At 53.0% G+C, this 21,101-nt stretch carries 16 protein-coding genes; 8 read left to right on the forward strand and 8 right to left on the reverse strand.

Annotated features, from left to right (window positions below; translation table 11 throughout):
* The first annotated feature begins 284 nt into the window (after positions 1-284).
* The 3 genes from ppc to KXD89_RS21000 all read left to right on the forward strand — a co-directional run bounded on the left by ppc (position 285) and on the right by KXD89_RS21000 (position 5,917).
* Positions 285-2,936 (forward strand): phosphoenolpyruvate carboxylase, encoded by a 2,652-nt coding sequence (gene ppc, locus KXD89_RS20990; protein WP_001005586.1) that lies wholly within the window; start codon positions 285-287, stop codon positions 2,934-2,936.
* 181 nt (positions 2,937-3,117) lie between these two features.
* The gene (locus tag KXD89_RS20995) at positions 3,118-4,851 is read left to right on the forward strand and encodes a phosphoethanolamine transferase CptA (RefSeq protein ID WP_000556306.1); all 1,734 of its coding nucleotides are present in this window, start codon (positions 3,118-3,120) and stop codon (positions 4,849-4,851) included.
* 214 nt (positions 4,852-5,065) lie between these two features.
* Entirely contained in the window at positions 5,066-5,917 is an 852-nt protein-coding gene (locus KXD89_RS21000; protein WP_000274636.1) for an AraC family transcriptional regulator, read from the forward strand.
* Here the strand turns inward: KXD89_RS21000 and KXD89_RS21005 are convergent.
* From KXD89_RS21005 to KXD89_RS21025, 5 genes are read right to left on the reverse strand one after another with little or no spacing between them, the layout of a single operon-like run.
* Positions 5,904-6,245, reverse strand: a complete 342-nt coding sequence (locus tag KXD89_RS21005) for a PTS fructose-like transporter subunit IIB (protein ID WP_000323846.1) — start codon at positions 6,243-6,245, stop codon at positions 5,904-5,906. The two genes, KXD89_RS21000 and KXD89_RS21005, sit on opposite strands and share 14 nt — an antisense overlap.
* Before the next feature lies 1 nt (position 6,246).
* The gene (locus KXD89_RS21010) at positions 6,247-7,125 is read right to left on the reverse strand and encodes a [formate-C-acetyltransferase]-activating enzyme (RefSeq protein ID WP_000204105.1); all 879 of its coding nucleotides are present in this window, start codon (positions 7,123-7,125) and stop codon (positions 6,247-6,249) included.
* A complete protein-coding gene (locus KXD89_RS21015) occupies positions 7,091-9,388 on the reverse strand; it encodes a formate C-acetyltransferase (RefSeq protein ID WP_000184811.1) in 2,298 nt (765 codons plus the stop codon). The genes KXD89_RS21010 and KXD89_RS21015 overlap by 35 nt, the downstream gene beginning before the upstream one ends.
* 50 nt (positions 9,389-9,438) lie before the next feature.
* The gene (locus KXD89_RS21020; protein ID WP_000161265.1) at positions 9,439-9,759 is read right to left on the reverse strand and encodes a PTS fructose-like transporter subunit IIB; all 321 of its coding nucleotides are present in this window, start codon (positions 9,757-9,759) and stop codon (positions 9,439-9,441) included.
* Positions 9,760-9,773: 14 nt separating this feature from the next.
* Positions 9,774-10,853: a PTS fructose transporter subunit EIIC gene (locus KXD89_RS21025; protein ID WP_001004446.1), complete on the reverse strand. Its 1,080-nt coding sequence runs from the start codon at positions 10,851-10,853 to the stop codon at positions 9,774-9,776.
* Between the two features lie 308 nt (positions 10,854-11,161).
* On the opposite strand from KXD89_RS21025, the gene ptsP reads away from it, so the two are divergent.
* The 4 genes from ptsP to KXD89_RS21045 all read left to right on the forward strand — a co-directional run bounded on the left by ptsP (position 11,162) and on the right by KXD89_RS21045 (position 16,343).
* On the forward strand, positions 11,162-13,663 hold the full coding sequence (ptsP, locus tag KXD89_RS21030; RefSeq protein WP_001174077.1) for a phosphoenolpyruvate--protein phosphotransferase: 2,502 nt from the start codon (positions 11,162-11,164) through the stop codon (positions 13,661-13,663).
* A gap of 11 nt (positions 13,664-13,674) precedes the next feature.
* Positions 13,675-14,337 carry a fructose-6-phosphate aldolase gene (fsa, locus tag KXD89_RS21035; RefSeq protein ID WP_000424840.1) on the forward strand — a complete coding sequence of 221 codons (663 nt, stop codon included), beginning with the start codon at positions 13,675-13,677 and terminating at the stop codon, positions 14,335-14,337.
* A 10-nt stretch (positions 14,338-14,347) separates the two neighbouring features.
* On the forward strand, positions 14,348-15,451 hold the full coding sequence (gene gldA / locus KXD89_RS21040; protein ID WP_000374004.1) for a bifunctional L-1,2-propanediol dehydrogenase/glycerol dehydrogenase: 1,104 nt from the start codon (positions 14,348-14,350) through the stop codon (positions 15,449-15,451).
* A 274-nt stretch (positions 15,452-15,725) separates the two neighbouring features.
* Positions 15,726-16,343: a DUF1287 domain-containing protein gene (locus tag KXD89_RS21045; RefSeq protein ID WP_000647891.1), complete on the forward strand. Its 618-nt coding sequence runs from the start codon at positions 15,726-15,728 to the stop codon at positions 16,341-16,343.
* A 26-nt stretch (positions 16,344-16,369) separates the two neighbouring features.
* On the opposite strand, the gene yijE is transcribed toward KXD89_RS21045, so the two are convergent.
* From yijE to metF, 3 genes are all read right to left on the reverse strand, one after another.
* Positions 16,370-17,275 carry a cystine transporter YijE gene (gene yijE / locus KXD89_RS21050; RefSeq protein WP_001271242.1) on the reverse strand — a complete coding sequence of 302 codons (906 nt, stop codon included), beginning with the start codon at positions 17,273-17,275 and terminating at the stop codon, positions 16,370-16,372.
* 92 nt (positions 17,276-17,367) lie between these two features.
* Positions 17,368-19,548 carry a catalase/peroxidase HPI gene (gene katG / locus KXD89_RS21055; RefSeq protein ID WP_001295695.1) on the reverse strand — a complete coding sequence of 727 codons (2,181 nt, stop codon included), beginning with the start codon at positions 19,546-19,548 and terminating at the stop codon, positions 17,368-17,370.
* 328 nt (positions 19,549-19,876) lie between these two features.
* Positions 19,877-20,767, reverse strand: a complete 891-nt coding sequence (gene metF / locus KXD89_RS21060; RefSeq protein ID WP_000007523.1) for a methylenetetrahydrofolate reductase — start codon at positions 20,765-20,767, stop codon at positions 19,877-19,879.
* 75 nt (positions 20,768-20,842) lie between these two features.
* On the opposite strand from metF, the gene KXD89_RS22360 reads away from it, so the two are divergent.
* Positions 20,843-20,977 (forward strand): hypothetical protein, encoded by a 135-nt coding sequence (locus KXD89_RS22360; protein WP_000660586.1) that lies wholly within the window; start codon positions 20,843-20,845, stop codon positions 20,975-20,977.
* The last annotated feature ends 124 nt before the right edge of the window (positions 20,978-21,101 follow it).

Raw genomic sequence — 21,101 nt, forward strand, 5'->3', positions numbered from 1 at the left:
GTCGGATGCGATACTTGCGCATCTTATCCGACCTACACCTTTGGTGTTACTTGGGGCGATTTTTTAACATTTCCATAAGTTACGCTTATTTAAAGCGTCGTGAATTTAATGACGTAAATTCCTGCTATTTATTCGTTTGCTGAAGCGATTTCGCAGCATTTGACGTCACCGCTTTTACGTGGCTTTATAAAAGACGACGAAAAGCAAAGCCCGAGCATATTCGCGCCAATGCGACGTGAAGGATACAGGGCTATCAAACGATAAGATGGGGTGTCTGGGGTAATATGAACGAACAATATTCCGCATTGCGTAGTAATGTCAGTATGCTCGGCAAAGTGCTGGGAGAAACCATCAAGGATGCGTTGGGAGAACACATTCTTGAACGCGTAGAAACTATCCGTAAGTTGTCGAAATCTTCACGCGCTGGCAATGATGCTAACCGCCAGGAGTTGCTCACCACCTTACAAAATTTGTCGAACGACGAGCTGCTGCCCGTTGCGCGTGCGTTTAGTCAGTTCCTGAACCTGGCCAACACCGCCGAGCAATACCACAGCATTTCGCCGAAAGGCGAAGCTGCCAGCAACCCGGAAGTGATCGCCCGCACCCTGCGTAAACTGAAAAACCAGCCGGAACTGAGCGAAGACACCATCAAAAAAGCAGTGGAATCGCTGTCGCTGGAACTGGTCCTCACGGCTCACCCAACCGAAATTACCCGTCGTACACTGATCCACAAAATGGTGGAAGTGAACGCCTGTTTAAAACAGCTCGATAACAAAGATATCGCTGACTACGAACACAACCAGCTGATGCGTCGCCTGCGCCAGTTGATCGCCCAGTCATGGCATACCGATGAAATCCGTAAGCTGCGTCCAAGCCCGGTAGATGAAGCCAAATGGGGCTTTGCCGTAGTGGAAAACAGCCTGTGGCAAGGCGTACCAAATTACCTGCGCGAACTGAACGAACAACTGGAAGAGAACCTCGGCTACAAACTGCCCGTCGAATTTGTTCCGGTCCGTTTTACTTCGTGGATGGGCGGCGACCGCGACGGCAACCCGAACGTCACTGCCGATATCACCCGCCACGTCCTGCTACTCAGCCGCTGGAAAGCCACCGATTTGTTCCTGAAAGATATTCAGGTGCTGGTTTCTGAACTGTCGATGGTTGAAGCGACCCCTGAACTGCTGGCGCTGGTTGGCGAAGAAGGTGCCGCAGAACCGTATCGCTATCTGATGAAAAACCTGCGTTCTCGCCTGATGGCGACACAGGCATGGCTGGAAGCGCGCCTGAAAGGCGAAGAACTGCCAAAACCAGAAGGCCTGCTGACACAAAACGAAGAACTGTGGGAACCGCTCTACGCTTGCTACCAGTCACTTCAGGCGTGTGGCATGGGTATTATCGCCAACGGCGATCTGCTCGACACCCTGCGCCGCGTGAAATGTTTCGGCGTACCGCTGGTCCGTATTGATATCCGTCAGGAGAGCACGCGTCATACCGAAGCGCTGGGCGAGCTGACCCGCTACCTCGGTATCGGCGACTACGAAAGCTGGTCAGAGGCCGACAAACAGGCGTTCCTGATCCGCGAACTGAACTCCAAACGTCCGCTTCTGCCGCGCAACTGGCAACCAAGCGCCGAAACGCGCGAAGTGCTCGATACCTGCCAGGTGATTGCCGAAGCACCGCAAGGCTCCATTGCCGCCTACGTGATCTCGATGGCGAAAACGCCGTCCGACGTACTGGCTGTCCACCTGCTGCTGAAAGAAGCGGGTATCGGGTTTGCGATGCCGGTTGCTCCGCTGTTTGAAACCCTCGATGATCTGAACAACGCCAACGATGTCATGACCCAGCTGCTCAATATTGACTGGTATCGTGGCCTGATTCAGGGCAAACAGATGGTGATGATTGGCTATTCCGACTCAGCAAAAGATGCGGGAGTGATGGCAGCTTCCTGGGCGCAATATCAGGCACAGGATGCATTAATCAAAACCTGCGAAAAAGCGGGTATTGAGCTGACGTTGTTCCACGGTCGCGGCGGTTCCATTGGTCGCGGCGGCGCACCTGCTCATGCGGCGCTGCTGTCACAACCGCCAGGAAGCCTGAAAGGCGGCCTGCGCGTAACCGAACAGGGCGAGATGATCCGCTTTAAATATGGTCTGCCAGAAATCACCGTCAGCAGCCTGTCGCTTTATACCGGGGCGATTCTGGAAGCCAACCTGCTGCCACCGCCGGAGCCGAAAGAGAGCTGGCGTCGCATTATGGATGAACTGTCAGTCATCTCCTGCGATGTCTACCGCGGCTACGTACGTGAAAACAAAGATTTTGTGCCTTACTTCCGCTCCGCTACGCCGGAACAAGAACTGGGCAAACTGCCGTTGGGTTCACGTCCGGCGAAACGTCGCCCAACCGGCGGCGTCGAGTCACTACGCGCCATTCCGTGGATCTTCGCCTGGACGCAAAACCGTCTGATGCTCCCCGCCTGGCTGGGTGCAGGTACGGCGCTGCAAAAAGTGGTCGAAGACGGCAAACAGAGCGAGCTGGAGGCTATGTGCCGCGATTGGCCATTCTTCTCGACGCGTCTCGGCATGCTGGAGATGGTCTTCGCCAAAGCAGACCTGTGGCTGGCGGAATACTATGACCAACGCCTGGTAGACAAAGCACTGTGGCCGTTAGGTAAAGAGTTACGCAACCTGCAAGAAGAAGACATCAAAGTGGTGCTGGCGATTGCCAACGATTCCCATCTGATGGCCGATCTGCCGTGGATTGCAGAGTCTATTCAGCTACGGAATATTTACACCGACCCGCTGAACGTATTGCAGGCCGAGTTGCTGCACCGCTCCCGCCAGGCAGAAAAAGAAGGCCAGGAACCGGATCCTCGCGTCGAACAAGCGTTAATGGTCACTATTGCCGGGATTGCGGCAGGTATGCGTAATACCGGCTAATCTTCCTCTTCTGCAAACCCTCGTGCTTTTGCGCGAGGGTTTTCTGAAATACTTCTGTTCTAACACCCTCGTTTTCAATATATTTCTGTCTGCATTTTATTCAAATTCTGAATATACCTTCAGATATCCTTAAGGAATTGTCGTTACATTCGGCGATATTTTTTCAAGACAGGTTCTTACTATGCATTCCACAGAAGTCCAGGCTAAACCTCTTTTTAGCTGGAAAGCCCTGGGTTGGGCACTGCTCTACTTTTGGTTTTTCTCTACTCTGCTACAGGCCATTATTTACATCAGTGGTTATAGTGGCACTAACGGCATTCGCGACTCGCTGTTATTCAGTTCGCTGTGGTTGATCCCGGTATTCCTCTTTCCGAAGCGGATTAAAATTATTGCCGCAGTAATCGGCGTGGTGCTATGGGCGGCCTCTCTGGCGGCGCTGTGCTACTACGTCATCTACGGTCAGGAGTTCTCGCAGAGCGTTCTGTTTGTGATGTTCGAAACCAACACCAACGAAGCCAGCGAGTATTTAAGCCAGTATTTCAGCCTGAAAATTGTGCTTATCGCGCTGGCCTATACGGCGGTGGCAGTTCTGCTGTGGACACGCCTGCGCCCGGTCTATATTCCAAAGCCGTGGCGTTATGTTGTCTCTTTTGCCCTGCTTTATGGCTTGATTCTGCATCCGATCGCCATGAATACGTTTATCAAAAACAAGCCGTTTGAGAAAACGTTGGATAACCTGGCCTCGCGTATGGAGCCTGCCGCACCGTGGCAATTCCTGACCGGCTATTATCAGTATCGTCAGCAACTAAACTCGCTAACAAAGTTACTGAATGAAAATAATGCCTTGCCGCCACTGGCTAATTTCAAAGATGAATCGGGTAACGAACCGCGCACTTTAGTGCTGGTGATTGGCGAGTCGACCCAGCGCGGACGCATGAGTCTGTACGGTTATCCGCGTGAAACCACGCCGGAGCTGGATGCGCTGCATAAAACCGATCCGAATCTGACCGTGTTTAATAACGTAGTTACGTCTCGTCCGTACACCATTGAAATCCTGCAACAGGCGCTGACCTTTGCCAATGAAAAGAACCCGGATCTGTATCTGACGCAGCCGTCGCTGATGAACATGATGAAACAGGCGGGTTATAAAACCTTCTGGATCACCAACCAGCAGACGATGACCGCCCGCAATACCATGCTGACGGTATTTTCGCGCCAGACCGACAAGCAGTACTACATGAACCAGCAACGTACGCAGAGTGCGCGTGAATACGACACCAACGTGCTGAAGCCGTTCCAGGAAGTGCTGAATGACCCTGCGCCGAAGAAACTGATCATTGTTCATCTGCTGGGTACGCATATCAAATACAAATACCGCTACCCGGAAAATCAGGGCAAGTTTGATGGCAATACCGATCATGTTCCGCCGGGATTAAACGCGGAAGAGCTGGAGTCATATAACGATTATGACAACGCTAACCTGTATAACGATCATGTGGTTGCCAGCCTGATTAAAGACTTTAAAGCAGCAAACCCGAACGGTTTCCTGGTTTATTTCTCTGACCACGGTGAAGAGGTTTACGACACGCCGCCGCACAAAACTCAGGGGCGTAATGAGGACAACCCGACGCGTCATATGTACACCATTCCGTTCCTGCTGTGGACGTCAGAAAAATGGCAAGCGACTCATCCCCGTGATTTCTCGCAGGATGTTGATCGTAAATACAGCCTGGCGGAACTGATCCACACCTGGTCAGATTTGGCGGGCTTATCTTACGACGGTTACGATCCAACCCGTTCAGTGGTGAATCCGCAGTTCAAAGAAACTACCCGCTGGATTGGTAACCCGTATAAGAAAAACGCACTGATCGATTACGACACACTGCCCTATGGCGATCAGGTGGGTAATCAGTAATTATCAGCCAGGCGCTATTTGCCGGATGCGACGCTTGACGCGTCTTATCCGGCCTACAGATCGCGGCGGTAGGCTGGATAAGGCGTTTACGCCACATCCGGCAATACAACTGCCGCAATGTTTACATCGAACTCCCCTCAGGCCACACTTTTCAGGTGGCCTTTTTTAATAATGCCAGTTACTGTTTTCCCGTCTACATACCTAAGGGAATAACATGTATCACGACGTCAGCTATCTGCTCTCCCGCCTGATCAACGGCCCGCTGTCCCTGCGCCAGATTTACTTTGCCAGCAGTAACGGCCCGGTGCCCGATCTTGCGTATCAGGTCGATTTTCCACGGCTGGAAATTGTGCTGGAAGGTGAGTTTGTTGATACCGGCGCTGGAGCAACGTTAGTTCCCGGCGATGTGCTGTACGTTCCTGCTGGTGGCTGGAATTTTCCACAATGGCAAGCCCCCGCTACTACCTTTAGCGTGCTGTTTGGCAAACAGCAACTCGGCTTCAGCGTCGTGCAATGGGATGGCAAACAATATCAAAATCTGGCGAAGCAACACGTCGCCCGACGCGGCCCACGCATAGGTTCTTTTCTGCTACAAACGCTCAATGAAATGCAAATGCAGCCGCAGGAGCAGCAAACGGCAAGGCTTATCGTCGCCAGCCTGCTTAGCCACTGCCGCGATTTGCTTGGCAGCCAAATCCAGACCGCCTCACGCAGCCAGGCACTATTTGAAGCTATTCGCGATTATATCGACGAACGCTATGCCTCCGCGCTTACCCGCGAATCTGTTGCACAGGCGTTTTATATTTCGCCAAATTACCTCTCGCACCTGTTTCAAAAAACGGGGGCCATTGGTTTTAACGAATACCTGAATCACACGCGACTGGAGCACGCTAAGACGTTATTGAAAGGCTATGACCTGAAGGTAAAAGAAGTGGCGCACGCCTGCGGCTTTGTCGACAGCAACTACTTCTGCCGTCTGTTTCGTAAAAACACCGAACGCTCGCCGTCGGAATATCGCCGGCAGTACCACAGCCAACTGACAGAAAAACCGACTACTCCAGAATAAGATGGGTTTGCTGCGGCGCAGAAAGCACTTTGCGCACCGCGCTCATTACCCGCTGCGGCTCACGCAGGAATGCGTAGATGCTGCATTGCACATAGCGGCAATGTTCAAATCGCTCGGCACCGGCAAGCTCGATATCCGTAATCAACAGAGCAACATCCGCCCGGCGGATATCCTCATCCGCTAAACGATTCTCCGTTCCCAGCGCGCCCTGAGTTTCAATGCTGACTCCCCACTTCTCTAACAGGCACAACTTTTCCAGCCGTTCCGCCGCCATATAAGTATGCGCCACGCCGCTTACGCAGGCGGTTACTGCCACCAGGTATGCCATTTTAACCTCCCACGGTAACCTGAAGTCCGGCCCGTTCTGCCATTTCGCGCATCGTTGCCACATCAGCTGACGACGGCGCAGGCACCTCTTTCATCGACCATGTTTTCCCCAGCAGGCGGTATTTCGGTTCGCCGTACTGATGAAACGGTAACAGATGGATCTGCCTGATATTCAGCGGGATCAGTACATCCAGCGCCTGCTGCATATTCTCCCGGCTGAGCGTGAAACCAGGGATCAGCGGTAAACGCGGGATCACGTTGACGCCCTCACTCACCAGCAAACGCAGATTCTCCAGCACGCGTGGCAGGTTCATCTTCACCACATCCCGCGCCTGAGTCGCGTCCATAATTTTTAAATCGAACAACACTTCATCGCACAATTTCGCCAGCGGTAATAGCTTGCTGGCTGGTGCGTCTCCGGCAGTTTCAATGGCGCATGACACACCCCACAGCCGCAGTCGCTGTAAAAAACGGGTAGCAAACTCCGCCTGCATTAACACTTCGCCGCCAGAAAGCGTGACGCCGCCGCCGGACGTGCGAAAGAAAATGTCATCTTTCATCACTTCCCGTTCCAGAGCGTCAAGGCTGATATCGCGACCAATCCGTTCAAACGCCCCGGAGGGGCATTCATCCGCATCACGCAAACATTTCGCACAGTGCAGACATTTCGCCTCTCTGCGTACCGTCTGGATTTTGCCGGAGATCGACTCCGGATTAGCACACCACGGGCAAAGATGCGGACAGCCTTTAAAAAAGACCACCGTACGAATGCCCTCGCCGTCATTCAGTGAATAACGCTGAATGTTGAAAATGCGCGCCACATCATCGCGGCGCGTTTCCACAACGTTACAGCTGATGCGCTGTCCGGCGGATGATGTCATCCTGGATCTCCTTCGACAGTTCGACAAAGAAGGCGCTGTATCCGGCAACGCGCACCACCAGCCCGGCATAATCTTGTGGGCGCTGTTGCGCTTCCCGCAACGTGTCGGCGTTCACCACGTTAAACTGAATATGTTGTAACTTAAGCTGGGTAAACGCCCGTAAGAAGTCGGCCAGTTTGCGTAATCCTGCTTCACCTTCCAGGGTCGCCGGAGTGAATTTCACGTTCAGCAACGTACCGTTAGACAGCAGCGTGTTATCGAGCTTACTGACTGACTTCAGTACCGCTGTTGGCCCTTGTGCGTCCTGGCCCAGCATGGGTGACAAGCCGCCGTCTGCCAGCTGTTCTCCGGCAAAACGACCGTCTGGCGTCGCGCCAACCACCGATCCCAACGGGACGTGAGCAGAAACGGTATACGATCCCGGCGTGAAGTAGCCGCCGCGCGGGTTCTGGTATTTTTCCACTTCTTTGCAGTAGTGGCGCAACAGTTCGGCGCTGATGTTATCCACCTCGTCGATATCGTTACCGTATTTCTCGAAGCGGTTAATTAAGCGAGCGCGGACTTTTTCGCCTTCTGGCGTTGCGAAGTTGGCTTTTAATACCGACAGCAATTCGTCAAAACTTAAACGCTGTTGCTCAAAAACCATCCCTTTCAACGCATGGAGAGAATCGCTCAGGTTGGCGATACCGATCCCCTGTACGCCGGAGAAGTTATAACGCGCGCCGCCATCGGTAATATCGCGGCCTTTTTCCAGACAATCGCTGATAAACGATGAGAGCAGCGGTACAGGTGCCCAGTCGCGATGGCCGATATCACAAATATTGCTGCCCTCAACCATCAGGGTGATGTAGTGGCTGATCTTGGCGCGGATCTGCTCCAGTAAACCTTCATAAGTCAGCGCAGCATTGCCTTCATTTTCATGCAGGCAGATTTCCATCACTTTCAGCAGATTAAACATCGCGATGTCATGCAAGCCGTAGGTTCTGCCGGGAATAGATAATTCCACACAGCCCACTACGGAATAGTCGCGCGCATCTTCCAGCGAAACGCCACGGTTGAGGAACGCTGGCACCACCACTTCATCGTTAAAGATTTGCGGAATACCGGTACCGAAGCGAATGGTTTCGGCGGTTTTCATCAGGAACGGCGTGTCGATCAAGGCGTTAGTGCGCACGCCGAGGTTCGGTTGCGGTAATTGCACGCTTTGATAGGCGTCAAGGCAAAGGAACGAAAGCACGTTCACCGCGCTACGTCCGTTCTCGGTTAACCCGCCGAGCAGTGCGGTATAGCCGGTCGGGAAACCGGCGAAATAACGCGCGCTACTGGTGGAGCGCAACAGCACGATGTCGTTGCATTTCACCCATAAAGATTCGAGCAGTTCTTTCAGGAACGCCGCATCTTCGCCCTGGGTTAATGATGTCTGATAGAACGGCAACATATACTGGTCGAAGCGCCCCAACGATAGCGAACTGGCGTTGGATTCGTATTGCAGAATGATGTTCATGTACCAGAATAACTGGCACGCCTGCCAGAACGTCTGCGGCTTATGTTGCGCGTTATGGCGGGAGATCTCTGCAATAGTCAGCAGCTCTTCGCGACGCTGGGCATCTGTGCAGTTTGCCGCCATCGTTTCCGCCAGTTCGGCGTAACGCAAAATGTGTTTCTGCGAGGCTTCCAGCAGTAACAACGCGGCCTGATAAAAGTGATTCTCCGGCTGTTGCTGACAATGTTGCTGCATCTGTGCCACCAGCTCACCCAGCCCGTGATTCAACAGGCGTGGGTAATCAATAATAATGTGCCCCTGGCCTTTATCCGTCTGGTTGATGCTGAAAATCTGCGTGTTGGTCGCGGCTTTTACTTCATCTGTCATCTGCCCGTTGATGAAATCTTTCATCGAACGTTTTTCCCAGTACGGGAACAACTCTTCACGGTAGATACGTTTATCTTCTTCGCTGATAGCAAAGCGGTCCTGCGGACGCGTCGGGAATTGATCCAGCTCTTTCAGCAGCCAGTAAGGGTCCATTTCCGGCGACATAATCCCGGCGCGCGGTTTTACGGTGCGGTTACCGGCAATCAGTTCTTCATCACGAATCGAAATTTCAACATGTTCAAGGATATACGCTGTTGCTTTCGCCCGGCGCAATATCACCGGTTCGCCTTCGGTTTGCCGATGGCTGGCGGTATAAAGCAGCGCCCGCTCCAGCGAGATTTCACGGGTATTGGCAAACAGTGCAGTTTTGAGGCGAGAGATACGATTCGTCATGAGGAACTCCTGTGGGAAAGCGAACCCGCCCTTGCGAGCGGGAGAAGAACTTAAGCGGTTTGCGCCAGGTGAGCTTCAATTTTGCTCATAATGGCGTCAGCACGTTTTACTGCATCGCTGATGTTGACGCGCACGATGGTCTTGCCAGCAAAACGCTCTTCAAACTTGATGCCGATATCTTTGGTCAGAATCACCATATCAGCGCTCGCCACATCTTCCGCAGTCAGTTCATTTTCCAGACCAATTGACCCCTGGGTTTCTACTTTCACTTCCCAGCCTTTCGCTTTCGCGGCACTTTCCAGCGCCTCTGCTGCCATATAGGTATGGGCAACACCTGAAGGACATGCGGTTACTGCAATAATTTTCGTCATGGCTCGTTCCTCAATTAATTAATTTCAAAATCCAAATCCAGGTCGTCTTCTTTTTCATCAGTCGAAGACCCATTTTTACGCGCCAGACTTTTCAGCACGTTCACACAAACAGCCGTCACCACTGCTCCGACAGCCACTGCTGCGATATAACCCAGCTTGCCTTCAACCACCGGCAGCACAATCAGACCACCCCAGCCTGCATAGCACTGCGCACCGACCAGCGCCGCAGTTACTGCACCACAAACTGAACCGACCATGATGGAAGGAATGACACGCAGCGGATCGGCAGCGGCGAAAGGAATCGCCCCTTCAGTAACGCCAACACAGCCCATCACCAGTGCCGCTTTGCCGGTTTCGCGCTCTTCTGCGGAGAAATTTTTACGACCAATCAGCGTCGCCAGCCCCATCCCCAGCGGCGGGATACAAATACCCACGGCAGCGATGGCCACCACGGTATAAACACCCTGAGCAACGCAAATCAGCATGAAGGCATAGGCCACTTTGTTAACCGGACCGCCCATATCGAACGCCAGCATCAGACCCATGATCACCGCCAGCATAACAATGCTGCCCTGCTGCATCCCCTGAAGCCACTGAGTCAGGCTGTTGGTCAACGCCCCTACAGGCTCGCCCAAGCCCCACATCATGATGCCTGCGGTAATCAGTGTGCCGACGATAGGAATAATGAAGATAGGCATCACCGAGCGCAGAACTTTATGCACCGGAATTTTCTTCAGGTAATGCACCACGATGCCGCCGATAATCCCGGCGATCAGTGCACCAAAGAAGCCCGCACCAAAGCTGTTACCAACCCAGGCACCGATAGCGCACGGAGCCAGCGCAGAACGCTCTGCAATGGAATAACCGATGTACGCTGCGAGGAAAGGCACCATCAGCGTCAAGCCCGCAACGCCGATATCAAACAGTTTTTTCAGATTTGGATCGGCTACGGCATCCGGCACTGCGCCTTTGCCATACAACATGACGGAAACCGCCAGCAAAATACCGCCCGATACCACGAAGGGAATCATGTGTGAAACGCCCGTCATTAAATGCTGACGGGTATTTTTCAGGATCTGCACCAACTCATTCATAAGCTGCTCCCGGGCTTGCGAAAGCCCATGTCCATATTTTTGATGGAGGAAACAATAGGCAATCGCAGGCGGAGCAAACAGTGGATAAAAAGGCCATTTACTGGACTTTTGTAATATCAGTACAAAAATGCGATCCGCCTCATAACTTGCGATAAACCGGAAGCATGCCGCAAAACAGCGTCTTGTGAGACGCGTCGCAAATTGACGGTTACATTACATTTGTCCAGCTTTTGGCAGATTTGTCACATGGCAGGCCGTTGCCGTGCGCTCTTATCCTGTAAACAGAAAACCGTACCGGGAGAGAGGCAATGGCCCTGATTGTGGAATTTATTTGTGAGCTACCTAACGGCGTACATGCGCGTCCGGCAAGCCACGTTGAAACGCTGTGTAATACTTTTTCATCACAAATTGAGTGGCATAACCTGCGCACTGACCGCAAGGGCAACGCCAAAAGCGCCCTTGCGCTGATTGGCACCGATACGCTGGCGGGCGATAACTGCCAGTTACTGATTTCCGGGGCCGACGAACAGGAAGCGCACCAGCGTTTAAGCCAATGGCTGCGCGATGAATTCCCCCACTGCGATGCGCCGCTGGCGGAAGTTAAATCTGACGAACTGGAACCACTGCCGGTTTCACTGACCAATCTGAATCCGCAAATTATCCGCGCCCGCACCGTGTGCAGCGGTAGTGCAGGCGGCATTCTGACGCCGATCTCTTCTTTAGATCTCAATGCGCTGGGTAATCTTCCCGCAGCCAAAGGCGTTGACGCCGAGCAATCCGCACTGGAAAACGGCCTGACGCTGGTACTGAAAAACATTGAGTTTCGTCTGCTGGATAGCGACGGTGCTACCAGCGCGATTCTGGAAGCTCACCGATCCCTGGCTGGCGATACTTCCCTGCGCGAACATTTACTGGCAGGCGTCAGCGCCGGATTAAGCTGCGCCGAAGCAATTGTTGCCAGCGCGAATCACTTTTGCGAAGAGTTTTCCCGTTCCAGCAGCAGCTACCTGCAAGAACGTGCCCTGGACGTACGCGACGTCTGCTTCCAGTTACTCCAGCAAATCTACGGTGAGCAACGCTTCCCGGCACCGGGCAAACTGACGCAGCCCGCCATTTGTATGGCTGATGAACTGACCCCCAGCCAGTTCCTCGAACTGGATAAAAATCACCTCAAAGGATTGTTGCTCAAAAGCGGCGGCACCACCTCACATACGGTGATCCTTGCCCGTTCGTTCAACATTCCAACGCTGGTTGGTGTGGATATTGATGCCCTTACTCCGTGGCAGCAACAAACGATTTATATCGACGGCAACGCCGGGGCGATTGTGGTTGAGCCAGGGGAAGCCGTAGCTCGTTATTATCAGCAAGAAGCCCGCGTACAGGACGCCCTGCGTGAGCAACAGCGTGTCTGGCTGACCCAACAAGCCCGTACCGCTGACGGTATCCGCATTGAAATTGCCGCTAACATCGCTCACTCCGTGGAAGCGCAGGCCGCATTCGGCAATGGTGCGGAAGGCGTTGGTTTGTTCCGCACTGAAATGCTCTATATGGATCGCACCAGCGCACCGGGCGAAAGCGAGTTGTACAACATTTTTTGTCAGGCGCTGGAATCCGCCAACGGACGCAGCATTATTGTGCGCACTATGGACATTGGCGGCGACAAACCCGTTGATTATCTGAACATTCCCGCAGAGGCAAACCCGTTCCTCGGTTATCGCGCCGTGCGTATTTATGAAGAGTACGCGTCGTTGTTTACCACGCAGCTACGGTCGATCCTCCGCGCCTCCGCTCACGGCAGCCTGAAAATCATGATCCCGATGATCTCCTCAATGGAAGAGATCTTATGGGTGAAAGAAAAACTGGCGGAAGCCAAACAGCAACTACGTAACGAACACATTCCGTTTGATGAGAAAATCCAGCTCGGCATCATGCTGGAAGTGCCGTCGGTGATGTTCATCATCGATCAATGCTGCGAAGAGATTGATTTCTTTAGTATTGGTAGTAATGACCTGACGCAGTATCTGCTGGCGGTGGATCGCGATAACGCTAAGGTTACTCGTCACTACAACAGCCTGAATCCGGCATTCTTGCGGGCGCTCGATTACGCCGTGCAAGCGGTGCATCGCCAGGGCAAATGGATTGGTCTGTGCGGTGAGCTGGGAGCGAAAGGTTCCGTGCTGCCGTTGCTGGTCGGCTTAGGGCTGGATGAACTCAGCATGAGCGCACCATCAATTCCGGCGGCGAAAGCTCGGATGGCGCAACTTGATAGCCGTGAGTGCCGCAAGTTGCTCAACCAGGCAATGGCCTGCCGTACTTCGCTGGAAGTAGAACACCTGCTGGCGCAATTCCGCATGACCCAACAAGACGCACCGCTGGTCACCGCCGAGTGCATCACACTGGAAAGCGACTGGCGCAGCAAAGAAGAAGTGCTCAAAGGCATGACCGATAACCTGCTGCTGGCGGGCCGCTGCCGCTATCCGCGTAAACTGGAAGCCGACTTGTGGGCGCGCGAGGCCGTTTTCTCTACCGGTCTGGGCTTTAGTTTTGCCATTCCACACAGCAAATCAGAACACATTGAGCAATCCACCATCAGCGTGGCGCGTCTGCAAGCGCCGGTGCGCTGGGGCGATGATGAAGCGCAATTCATCATTATGTTAACCCTGAACAAACACGCTGCGGGCGATCAGCATATGCGCATTTTCTCGCGCCTCGCTCGCCGCATCATGCACGAAGAATTCCGTAACGCGCTGGTTAACGCCGCCTCTGCCGACGCTATCGCCAGCCTGCTGCAACATGAACTGGAACTGTAAAAGGAAACATCATGGAACTGTATCTGGACACCGCTAACGTCGCAGAAGTCGAACGTCTGGCACGCATATTCCCCATTGCCGGGGTGACAACTAACCCGAGCATTATCGCTGCCAGCAAGGAGTCCATATGGGAAGTGCTGCCGCGTCTGCAAAAAGCGATTGGTGATGAGGGCATTCTGTTTGCTCAGACCATGAGCCGCGACGCGCAGGGGATGGTGGAAGAAGCGAAGCGCCTGCGCGACGCTATTCCGGGTATTGTGGTGAAAATCCCGGTGACTTCCGAAGGTCTGGCAGCAATTAAAATACTGAAAAAAGAGGGTATTACTACACTTGGCACTGCTGTATATAGCGCCGCACAAGGGTTATTAGCCGCACTGGCAGGGGCAAAATACGTTGCTCCGTATGTTAACCGCGTAGATGCCCAGGGCGGAGACGGCATTCGTACGGTTCAGGAGCTGCAAACGCTGTTAGAAATGCACGCGCCAGAAAGCATGGTGCTGGCAGCCAGCTTTAAAACGCCGCGTCAGGCGCTGGACTGTTTACTGGCAGGATGTGAATCCATCACCCTGCCCTTAGATGTAGCGCAACAAATGCTCAACACCCCTGCGGTAGAGTCAGCTATAGAGAAGTTCGAACACGACTGGAATGCCGCATTTGGCACTACTCATCTCTAAAGGAGCAATTATGGACCGCATTATTCAATCACCGGGTAAATACATCCAGGGCGCTGATGTGATTAATCGTCTGGGCGAATACCTGAAGCCGCTGGCAGAACGCTGGTTAGTGGTGGGTGACAAATTTGTTTTAGGTTTTGCTCAATCCACTGTCGAGAAAAGCTTTAAAGATGCTGGACTGGTAGTAGAAATTGCGCCGTTTGGCGGTGAATGTTCGCAAAATGAGATCGACCGTCTGCGTGGCATCGCGGAGACTGCGCAGTGTGGCGCAATTCTCGGTATCGGTGGCGGAAAAACCCTCGATACTGCCAAAGCACTGGCACATTTCATGGGTGTTCCGGTAGCGATCGCACCGACTATCGCCTCTACCGATGCACCGTGCAGCGCATTGTCTGTTATCTACACCGATGAGGGTGAGTTTGACCGCTATCTGCTGTTGCCAAATAACCCGAATATGGTCATTGTCGACACCAAAATCGTCGCTGGCGCACCTGCACGTCTGTTAGCGGCGGGTATCGGCGATGCGCTGGCAACCTGGTTTGAAGCGCGTGCCTGCTCTCGTAGCGGCGCGACCACCATGGCGGGCGGCAAGTGCACCCAGGCTGCGCTGGCACTGGCTGAACTGTGCTACAACACCCTGCTGGAAGAAGGCGAAAAAGCGATGCTTGCTGCCGAACAGCATGTAGTGACTCCGGCGCTGGAGCGCGTGATTGAAGCGAACACCTATTTGAGCGGTGTTGGTTTTGAAAGTGGTGGTCTGGCTGCGGCGCACGCAGTGCATAACGGCCTGACCGCTATCCCGGACGCGCATCACTATTATCACGGTGAAAAAGTGGCATTCGGTACGCTGACGCAGCTGGTTCTGGAAAATGCGCCGGTGGAGGAAATCGAAACCGTAGCTGCCCTTAGCCATGCGGTAGGTTTGCCAATAACTCTCGCTCAACTGGATATTAAAGAAGATGTCCCGGCGAAAATGCGAATTGTGGCAGAAGCGGCATGTGCAGAAGGTGAAACCATTCACAACATGCCTGGCGGCGCGACGCCAGATCAGGTTTACGCCGCTCTGCTGGTAGCCGACCAGTACGGTCAGCGTTTCCTGCAAGAGTGGGAATAACCTACTCCAAACTCCCGGCTTGTCCGGGAGTTTGAACGCAAAATTGCCTGATGCGCTACGCTTATCAGGCCTACGCAATCTCTGCAATATATTGAATTTGCGTGCTTTTGTAGGCCGGATAAGGCGTTCACTCCGCATCCGGCACTCTGTGCCAGTAATCTGAAACTCCCACGTTGTTCAGGAATTTTTTATCCGCTTCTGGACATTTTCTCTACAGAACAATCGTTAGCCCGGAAGGTCGAATCTGTGACTCTTATTTTCACGGACGAACCAGATGAAAGCTTCACTGGCGCTGCTCAGCCTGCTAACGGCATTTACCAGCCACTCCTTAAAATCTCCCGCCGTTCCACCAACCGTGGTACAAATCCAGGCCAATACCAACCTTGCCATCGCAGACGGTGCCAGACAGCAAATTGGCAGCACGCTATTTTACGATCCGGCGTATGTGCAGCTTACTTATCCTGGCGGTGATGTTCCGCAAGAACGCGGTGTATGTTCCGATGTGGTGATCCGCGCATTGCGCAGCCAGAAGGTCGATTTGCAGAAACTGGTTCACGAAGATATGGCGAAGAATTTTGCTGAGTACCCGCAAAAATGGAAGTTAAAGCGCCCGGACAGCAACATCGATCACCGTCGGGTGCCTAATCTGGAAACCTGGTTTAGCCGCCATGATAAAACACGCCCCACCAGCAAGAACCCCAGTGACTATCAAGCGGGCGATATTGTCTCCTGGCGACTGGATAACGGGCTGGCACATATTGGGGTGGTTTCAGATGGCTTCGCCCGCGACGGTACGCCGCTGGTGATACATAACATTGGCGCAGGCGCGCAGGAAGAAGATGTGCTGTTTAACTGGCGGATGGTGGGGCATTATCGTTATTTTGTTAAATAAGAGATCGCCCCACATGAAGAAAAAATTCAGATCCTTTTTACACTGACGGCTTCTTTTTTCTTACGGCTCACCAGCGCCAGTGCCAGCACAATCAGCACAATACCGCTACCTTCAACGGCCCCCGGATTCTCGCCGAGCAGCCACCAGGAAAAGAGTACGCCGCAAACGGGAACGGCCAGTGTGCTTAAGCTGGCAATACTGGCAGGCAAGTTTTTCAATACAAACAACCATAAGCTCCACGCCAGTGCCGTCGCCAGAATCGCACTGTAGGCCAGCGCCCAGAACACGGTGGGCTGCCAGTCAATTTCACGTTGCGGCACCAGTAAAGCGACCACACTCATCACCAGCGCCGCATACAGCATCTGCCAGGATGTTAACGACAATAAATCCACGCGCGGATGACGGGCATACAGACGTTTAGCAACAATCGCGCTCGCCCCCCAACTGACGCCGGAGAGGATTGCCAGCATGGCACTTTTCATCGAAGAGAAATCGAGTTGCCACGGCTGCAACACCAAAAATAAGCCGAAAGCGGCAATCAGAATCGCGAAATATTGCCCACGTCGCAGGCGTTCACCGAGAAACAACGCGGCGAAAATCACCACCCAGAACGGCATGGTATAGCTCAGGATCGCCACCTTCCCCGCACCTCCGCTGACCAACGCCCACTGCGCCAGACCAACCATCCCGCAGGTTTGTAACAGGGCAATGGCTAAGGTGTATTTAAACGGTGTCGGGCGCATTCCGCGACCACGTAATAAAAGGACGATGAATAAAACGAGAGCGCCGAAAATGCAGCGTAAGGCGGTAAAGTCGAAGGCACCGATGTAACTGGTGACTTGCTTCATGAAAATCCAGCTATAACTCCAGATAAGTGTGAGCACAACCAGGCCACTGATTGCCAGTGGGTTGCTCTTTCCTGCGGCAGACATGAGAGATCCAGTGTGTAGTTTTCGTTCGCCCACTATACGCTGGTAAAGAACGTTCAGCGACTGCCAGCAAGCAGCCGCTGAACGGGGTCAGATTACAGCAGGTCGAAACGGTCGAGGTTCATCACTTTCACCCATGCCGCCACGAAGTCTTTAACAAACTTCTCGTGGGCATCGCTACTGGCGTAAACTTCCGCCACCGCACGCAGGACGGAGTTAGAACCAAACACCAGATCCGCACGGCTGGCCGTAAATTTCACTTCGCCGGTTTCACGGTCACGGCCTTCGAACAGCTCTTTCGATTCGTCGGTCGCTTTCCACTCGTAACGCATATCCAGCAAGTTCACGAAGAAGTCATTGCTCAATACGCCAACGCGGTCAGTGAAGACGCCGTTTTTGCTGCCATCGAAGTTGGCACCCAGTACACGCATGCCGCCCACCAGCGCAGTCATTTCCGGCGCGGTCAGCGTCAGTTGCTGTGCTTTGTCGATCAGCAGTGACTCGGTGGTGGAAACGTCCAGACGAGCGCGATAGTTACGGAAACCGTCAGCAATTGGCTCCAGCAGCTCAAACATCTCAATGTCAGTCTGATCCTGACGCGCATCAACGCGACCCGGCGCAAACGGTACATGAATGCTCAAACCTGCGGCGCTTGCGGCTTTCTCAACACCAACCACACCAGCCAGCACTATGATATCCGCCAGCGAGGCTTTACCAGACTCTTTCTGGATTTTCTCCAGAACAGGCAGAGCACGAACGGCTGCGGCGTTCACATCCCAGTCGCGCTGCGGCATTAATGCCAGACGCGCACCGTTGGCACCACCGCGTTTGTCGCCACCACGGAAGGTAGAAGCAGATGCCCAGGCCACCGATACCAGCTCACTAACAGACAGACCAGAATCCGCAATCGCGAATTTCAGATCGATAATGTCCTGCTCGGTCGGGTTGTAGATCGGCTGCGGCAGCGGATCTTGCCAGATCAGATCTTCTTTCGGCACTTCCGGCCCGATGTAGCGAGATTTCGGCCCCATATCCCTGTGCGTCAGTTTGAACCAGGCACGGGCAAAGGCTTCGTTGAACGCCTGCGGATCGTTGAGGAAACGACGAGAGATCTTCTCGAACTCAGGATCAAAACGCAGCGTCAGGTCGGTCACCAGCATTGTCGGTTTACGTTTCTTCGACGGATCAAACGGATCCGGGATAATTTCCGGTGCGTCTACCGCTTCGAACTGGATTGCGCCAGCCGGGCTGCGGGTCTGTACCCACTCATACTTGAACAGGTTCTCGAAGAAATAGTTGCTCCACTGGGTCGGCGTCTGGGTCCAGACTACTTCCAGACCAGAGGTAATGGCATCTGCGCCAACGCCGCTGCCGTAAGTGCTCGCCCAACCTAAACCTTGTTCTTCAATCGGTGCAGCTTCTGGATCAGGACCTACATTTGATGTCGGACCGGCACCGTGGGTTTTACCCAGCGTATGACCACCCGCAATCAGCGCCACGGTTTCTTCGTCGTTCATGCCCATGTTGCCGAAGGTCGCGCGGATAGCTGCTGCCGCAGAAAGCGGTTCGCCGCTGTGATCCGGGCCTTCCGGGTTAACGTAAATCAGACCCATCTCGGTTGCACCCAGCGGTGCTTTCGCCAGCGCTTCCGGATGACGGTGAGTCAGCCAGGCTTTTTCATCACCCCAGTTAACATCCAGATCCGGTTCCCAGACGTCTTCACGACCGGCACCAAAACCGAAGGTACGGAAGCCGGAGTTTTCTAGCGCCACGTTACCCGCGAGGATAAACAGGTCGGCCCAGGAGATTTTCTGACCATATTTCTGTTTGATTGGCCACAACAGGCGACGCGCTTTATCGAGGCTTACGTTATCCGGCCAGGAGTTCAGCGGTGCAAAACGTTGCTGACCACGACCCGCGCCACCGCGTCCATCGATTGAACGGTAAGTCCCCGCGCCGTGCCAGGCCATACGAATAAACAGACCGGCGTAACTGCCCCAGTCGGCTGGCCACCACGGTTGAGATTCTGTCAACAGGGCTTTCAGATCTTTTTTCAGGCCGTAGTAATCTAATTTGCTGAATTCTTTGCGGTAGTCAAAGTCCTCACCCAGTGGGTTAGAACGATTAGAATGTTGGTTTAACAGGTCAACACGAAGTTGATTTGGCCACCAGTCGCGAGTGGTTGTGCCCGCCCCCGCACTCTGGTCGTGACCGCCCTGATGGAACGGGCATTTGCCAGTGGCTGTGGTGTTATGGATATCGTCTGACGTGCTCATCAATGTGCTCCCCTCTACAGTGTTACCGTTACGATACACAGCGTTAGAGAGAAGTTATAATTGAATTAATCCACGGATGCGATAGTTGAGATCTTACATATTGTTGGTTAAAGAGATGTAGATCAAATTGATCTTAATTAAGCTTTTTTGATTATGTCCGAATTCGGACAAATGCTTTATAAAAAAGGGTTTTAGCTTCATATCCTTCAAGTAATGAGGGAGAAAACAAGGCTGATAACCTTATTTTCCCGCCCTCATTTCGAGGCAGCATTTTGTGCTCTGTTTAAAATTTGTGATCACTGTGTGATTTTCACAAAAGCCACACTATTTATAAACCAGGTCGAACCCCCAGCGTATGGCAAATCGCGTAACTCATTTCAGCACGGTTAAGCGTATAGAAGTGGAAATCTTTCACTCCTTCACGGCTTAAAATCTTCACCATATCCATGGCAATATTCGCGCCAACCAGTTTGCGGGTTTCGGCATCATCATCCAGACCGTCGAACATTTGCGCCATCCACGCCGGAATACGCACGTTGGTCATATCGGCAAATTTCTTCGCCTGTTTAAAGTTAGATACCGGCAAAATTCCCGGAATAATTTCCACATCAATGCCCGCCGATACACAGCGGTCACGAAAACGCAGGTAGCTTTCGACATCGAAGAAGAACTGAGTAATCGCGCGGTTGGCTCCGGCATCCACTTTGCGTTTCAGATTAAGCAAATCCGCCTGAGCGCTTTTTGCTTCCGGGTGAACTTCCGGATACGCCGCCACGGAGATATCGAAATCTGCCACTTCTTTTAACAGCGTCACCAGGTCAGAAGCATACATTTCTGGCTTACCACTTCCCGGCGGCAGATCGCCACGCAGCGCCACGATATGACGAATACCGTTATTCCAGTAGTCGCGTGCAATGGTGCGCAGCTCGTCGGGCGTCGCATCAATGCAAGTAAGATGCGGTGCCGCTTCCAGACCAGTGCGATCTTTAATGCCTTTAATAATGCTGTGCGTACGGTCGCGCTCGCCGGAGTTCGCGCCATAGGTCACCGATACAAACTTCGGTTTCAGGCTGCTAAGGCGATCGATGGAGTTCCACAGGGTCTGCTCCATTTCACTGGTACGCGGCGGGAAAAACTCGAACGAAACGTTAATCTGCCCCTGGACTTCTGCCAGGCTCTGATTCAGGGCATCCCGCTGGCTGGCGTGAAAAAAGCTCATACCTTACCTCATCAATCGCTTGTAGTTATATGTTGTGTTGTGCACATCTATCCGTTTAGACGTCCAGATGTAAAGATGAAGGAAAAGCCGAAGGGCGTCAACCGAAAAATGACCAATGATGGTGAGGAAAAATCAGGGAAGATGAAAAAACTTCAGGATGGTAAGAAAAAGAAAATCCGGTATGCAAAGCAAACCGGACTGCAAATATAAACTAACCATGTACTTATTGCTTCTTGCCGGATTCGTCGTAAACGCTTAATCCGGCCTAATCCTATGATAATTCAATATATTTCATTAGAAACCATAAACCCGAAAACATGAGTACCGGGCATTA

The sequence above is a fragment of the Escherichia sp. TC-EC600-tetX4 genome, from assembly GCF_019356055.1.
Lineage (GTDB): Bacteria > Pseudomonadota > Gammaproteobacteria > Enterobacterales > Enterobacteriaceae.

Coding starts and splice junctions, on each gene's coding strand:
- ppc (WP_001005586.1), top strand. CDS start 285: ATGAACGAACAATATTCCGCATTGCGTAGTAATGTCAGTATGCTCGGC.
- KXD89_RS20995 (WP_000556306.1), top strand. CDS start 3,118: ATGCATTCCACAGAAGTCCAGGCTAAACCTCTTTTTAGCTGGAAAGCC.
- KXD89_RS21000 (WP_000274636.1), top strand. CDS start 5,066: ATGTATCACGACGTCAGCTATCTGCTCTCCCGCCTGATCAACGGCCCG.
- KXD89_RS21005 (WP_000323846.1), bottom strand. CDS start 6,245: ATGGCATACCTGGTGGCAGTAACCGCCTGCGTAAGCGGCGTGGCGCAT.
- KXD89_RS21010 (WP_000204105.1), bottom strand. CDS start 7,125: ATGACATCATCCGCCGGACAGCGCATCAGCTGTAACGTTGTGGAAACG.
- KXD89_RS21015 (WP_000184811.1), bottom strand. CDS start 9,388: ATGACGAATCGTATCTCTCGCCTCAAAACTGCACTGTTTGCCAATACC.
- KXD89_RS21020 (WP_000161265.1), bottom strand. CDS start 9,759: ATGACGAAAATTATTGCAGTAACCGCATGTCCTTCAGGTGTTGCCCAT.
- KXD89_RS21025 (WP_001004446.1), bottom strand. CDS start 10,853: ATGAATGAGTTGGTGCAGATCCTGAAAAATACCCGTCAGCATTTAATG.
- ptsP (WP_001174077.1), top strand. CDS start 11,162: ATGGCCCTGATTGTGGAATTTATTTGTGAGCTACCTAACGGCGTACAT.
- fsa (WP_000424840.1), top strand. CDS start 13,675: ATGGAACTGTATCTGGACACCGCTAACGTCGCAGAAGTCGAACGTCTG.
- gldA (WP_000374004.1), top strand. CDS start 14,348: ATGGACCGCATTATTCAATCACCGGGTAAATACATCCAGGGCGCTGAT.
- KXD89_RS21045 (WP_000647891.1), top strand. CDS start 15,726: ATGAAAGCTTCACTGGCGCTGCTCAGCCTGCTAACGGCATTTACCAGC.
- yijE (WP_001271242.1), bottom strand. CDS start 17,275: ATGTCTGCCGCAGGAAAGAGCAACCCACTGGCAATCAGTGGCCTGGTT.
- katG (WP_001295695.1), bottom strand. CDS start 19,548: ATGAGCACGTCAGACGATATCCATAACACCACAGCCACTGGCAAATGC.
- metF (WP_000007523.1), bottom strand. CDS start 20,767: ATGAGCTTTTTTCACGCCAGCCAGCGGGATGCCCTGAATCAGAGCCTG.
- KXD89_RS22360 (WP_000660586.1), top strand. CDS start 20,843: ATGAAGGAAAAGCCGAAGGGCGTCAACCGAAAAATGACCAATGATGGT.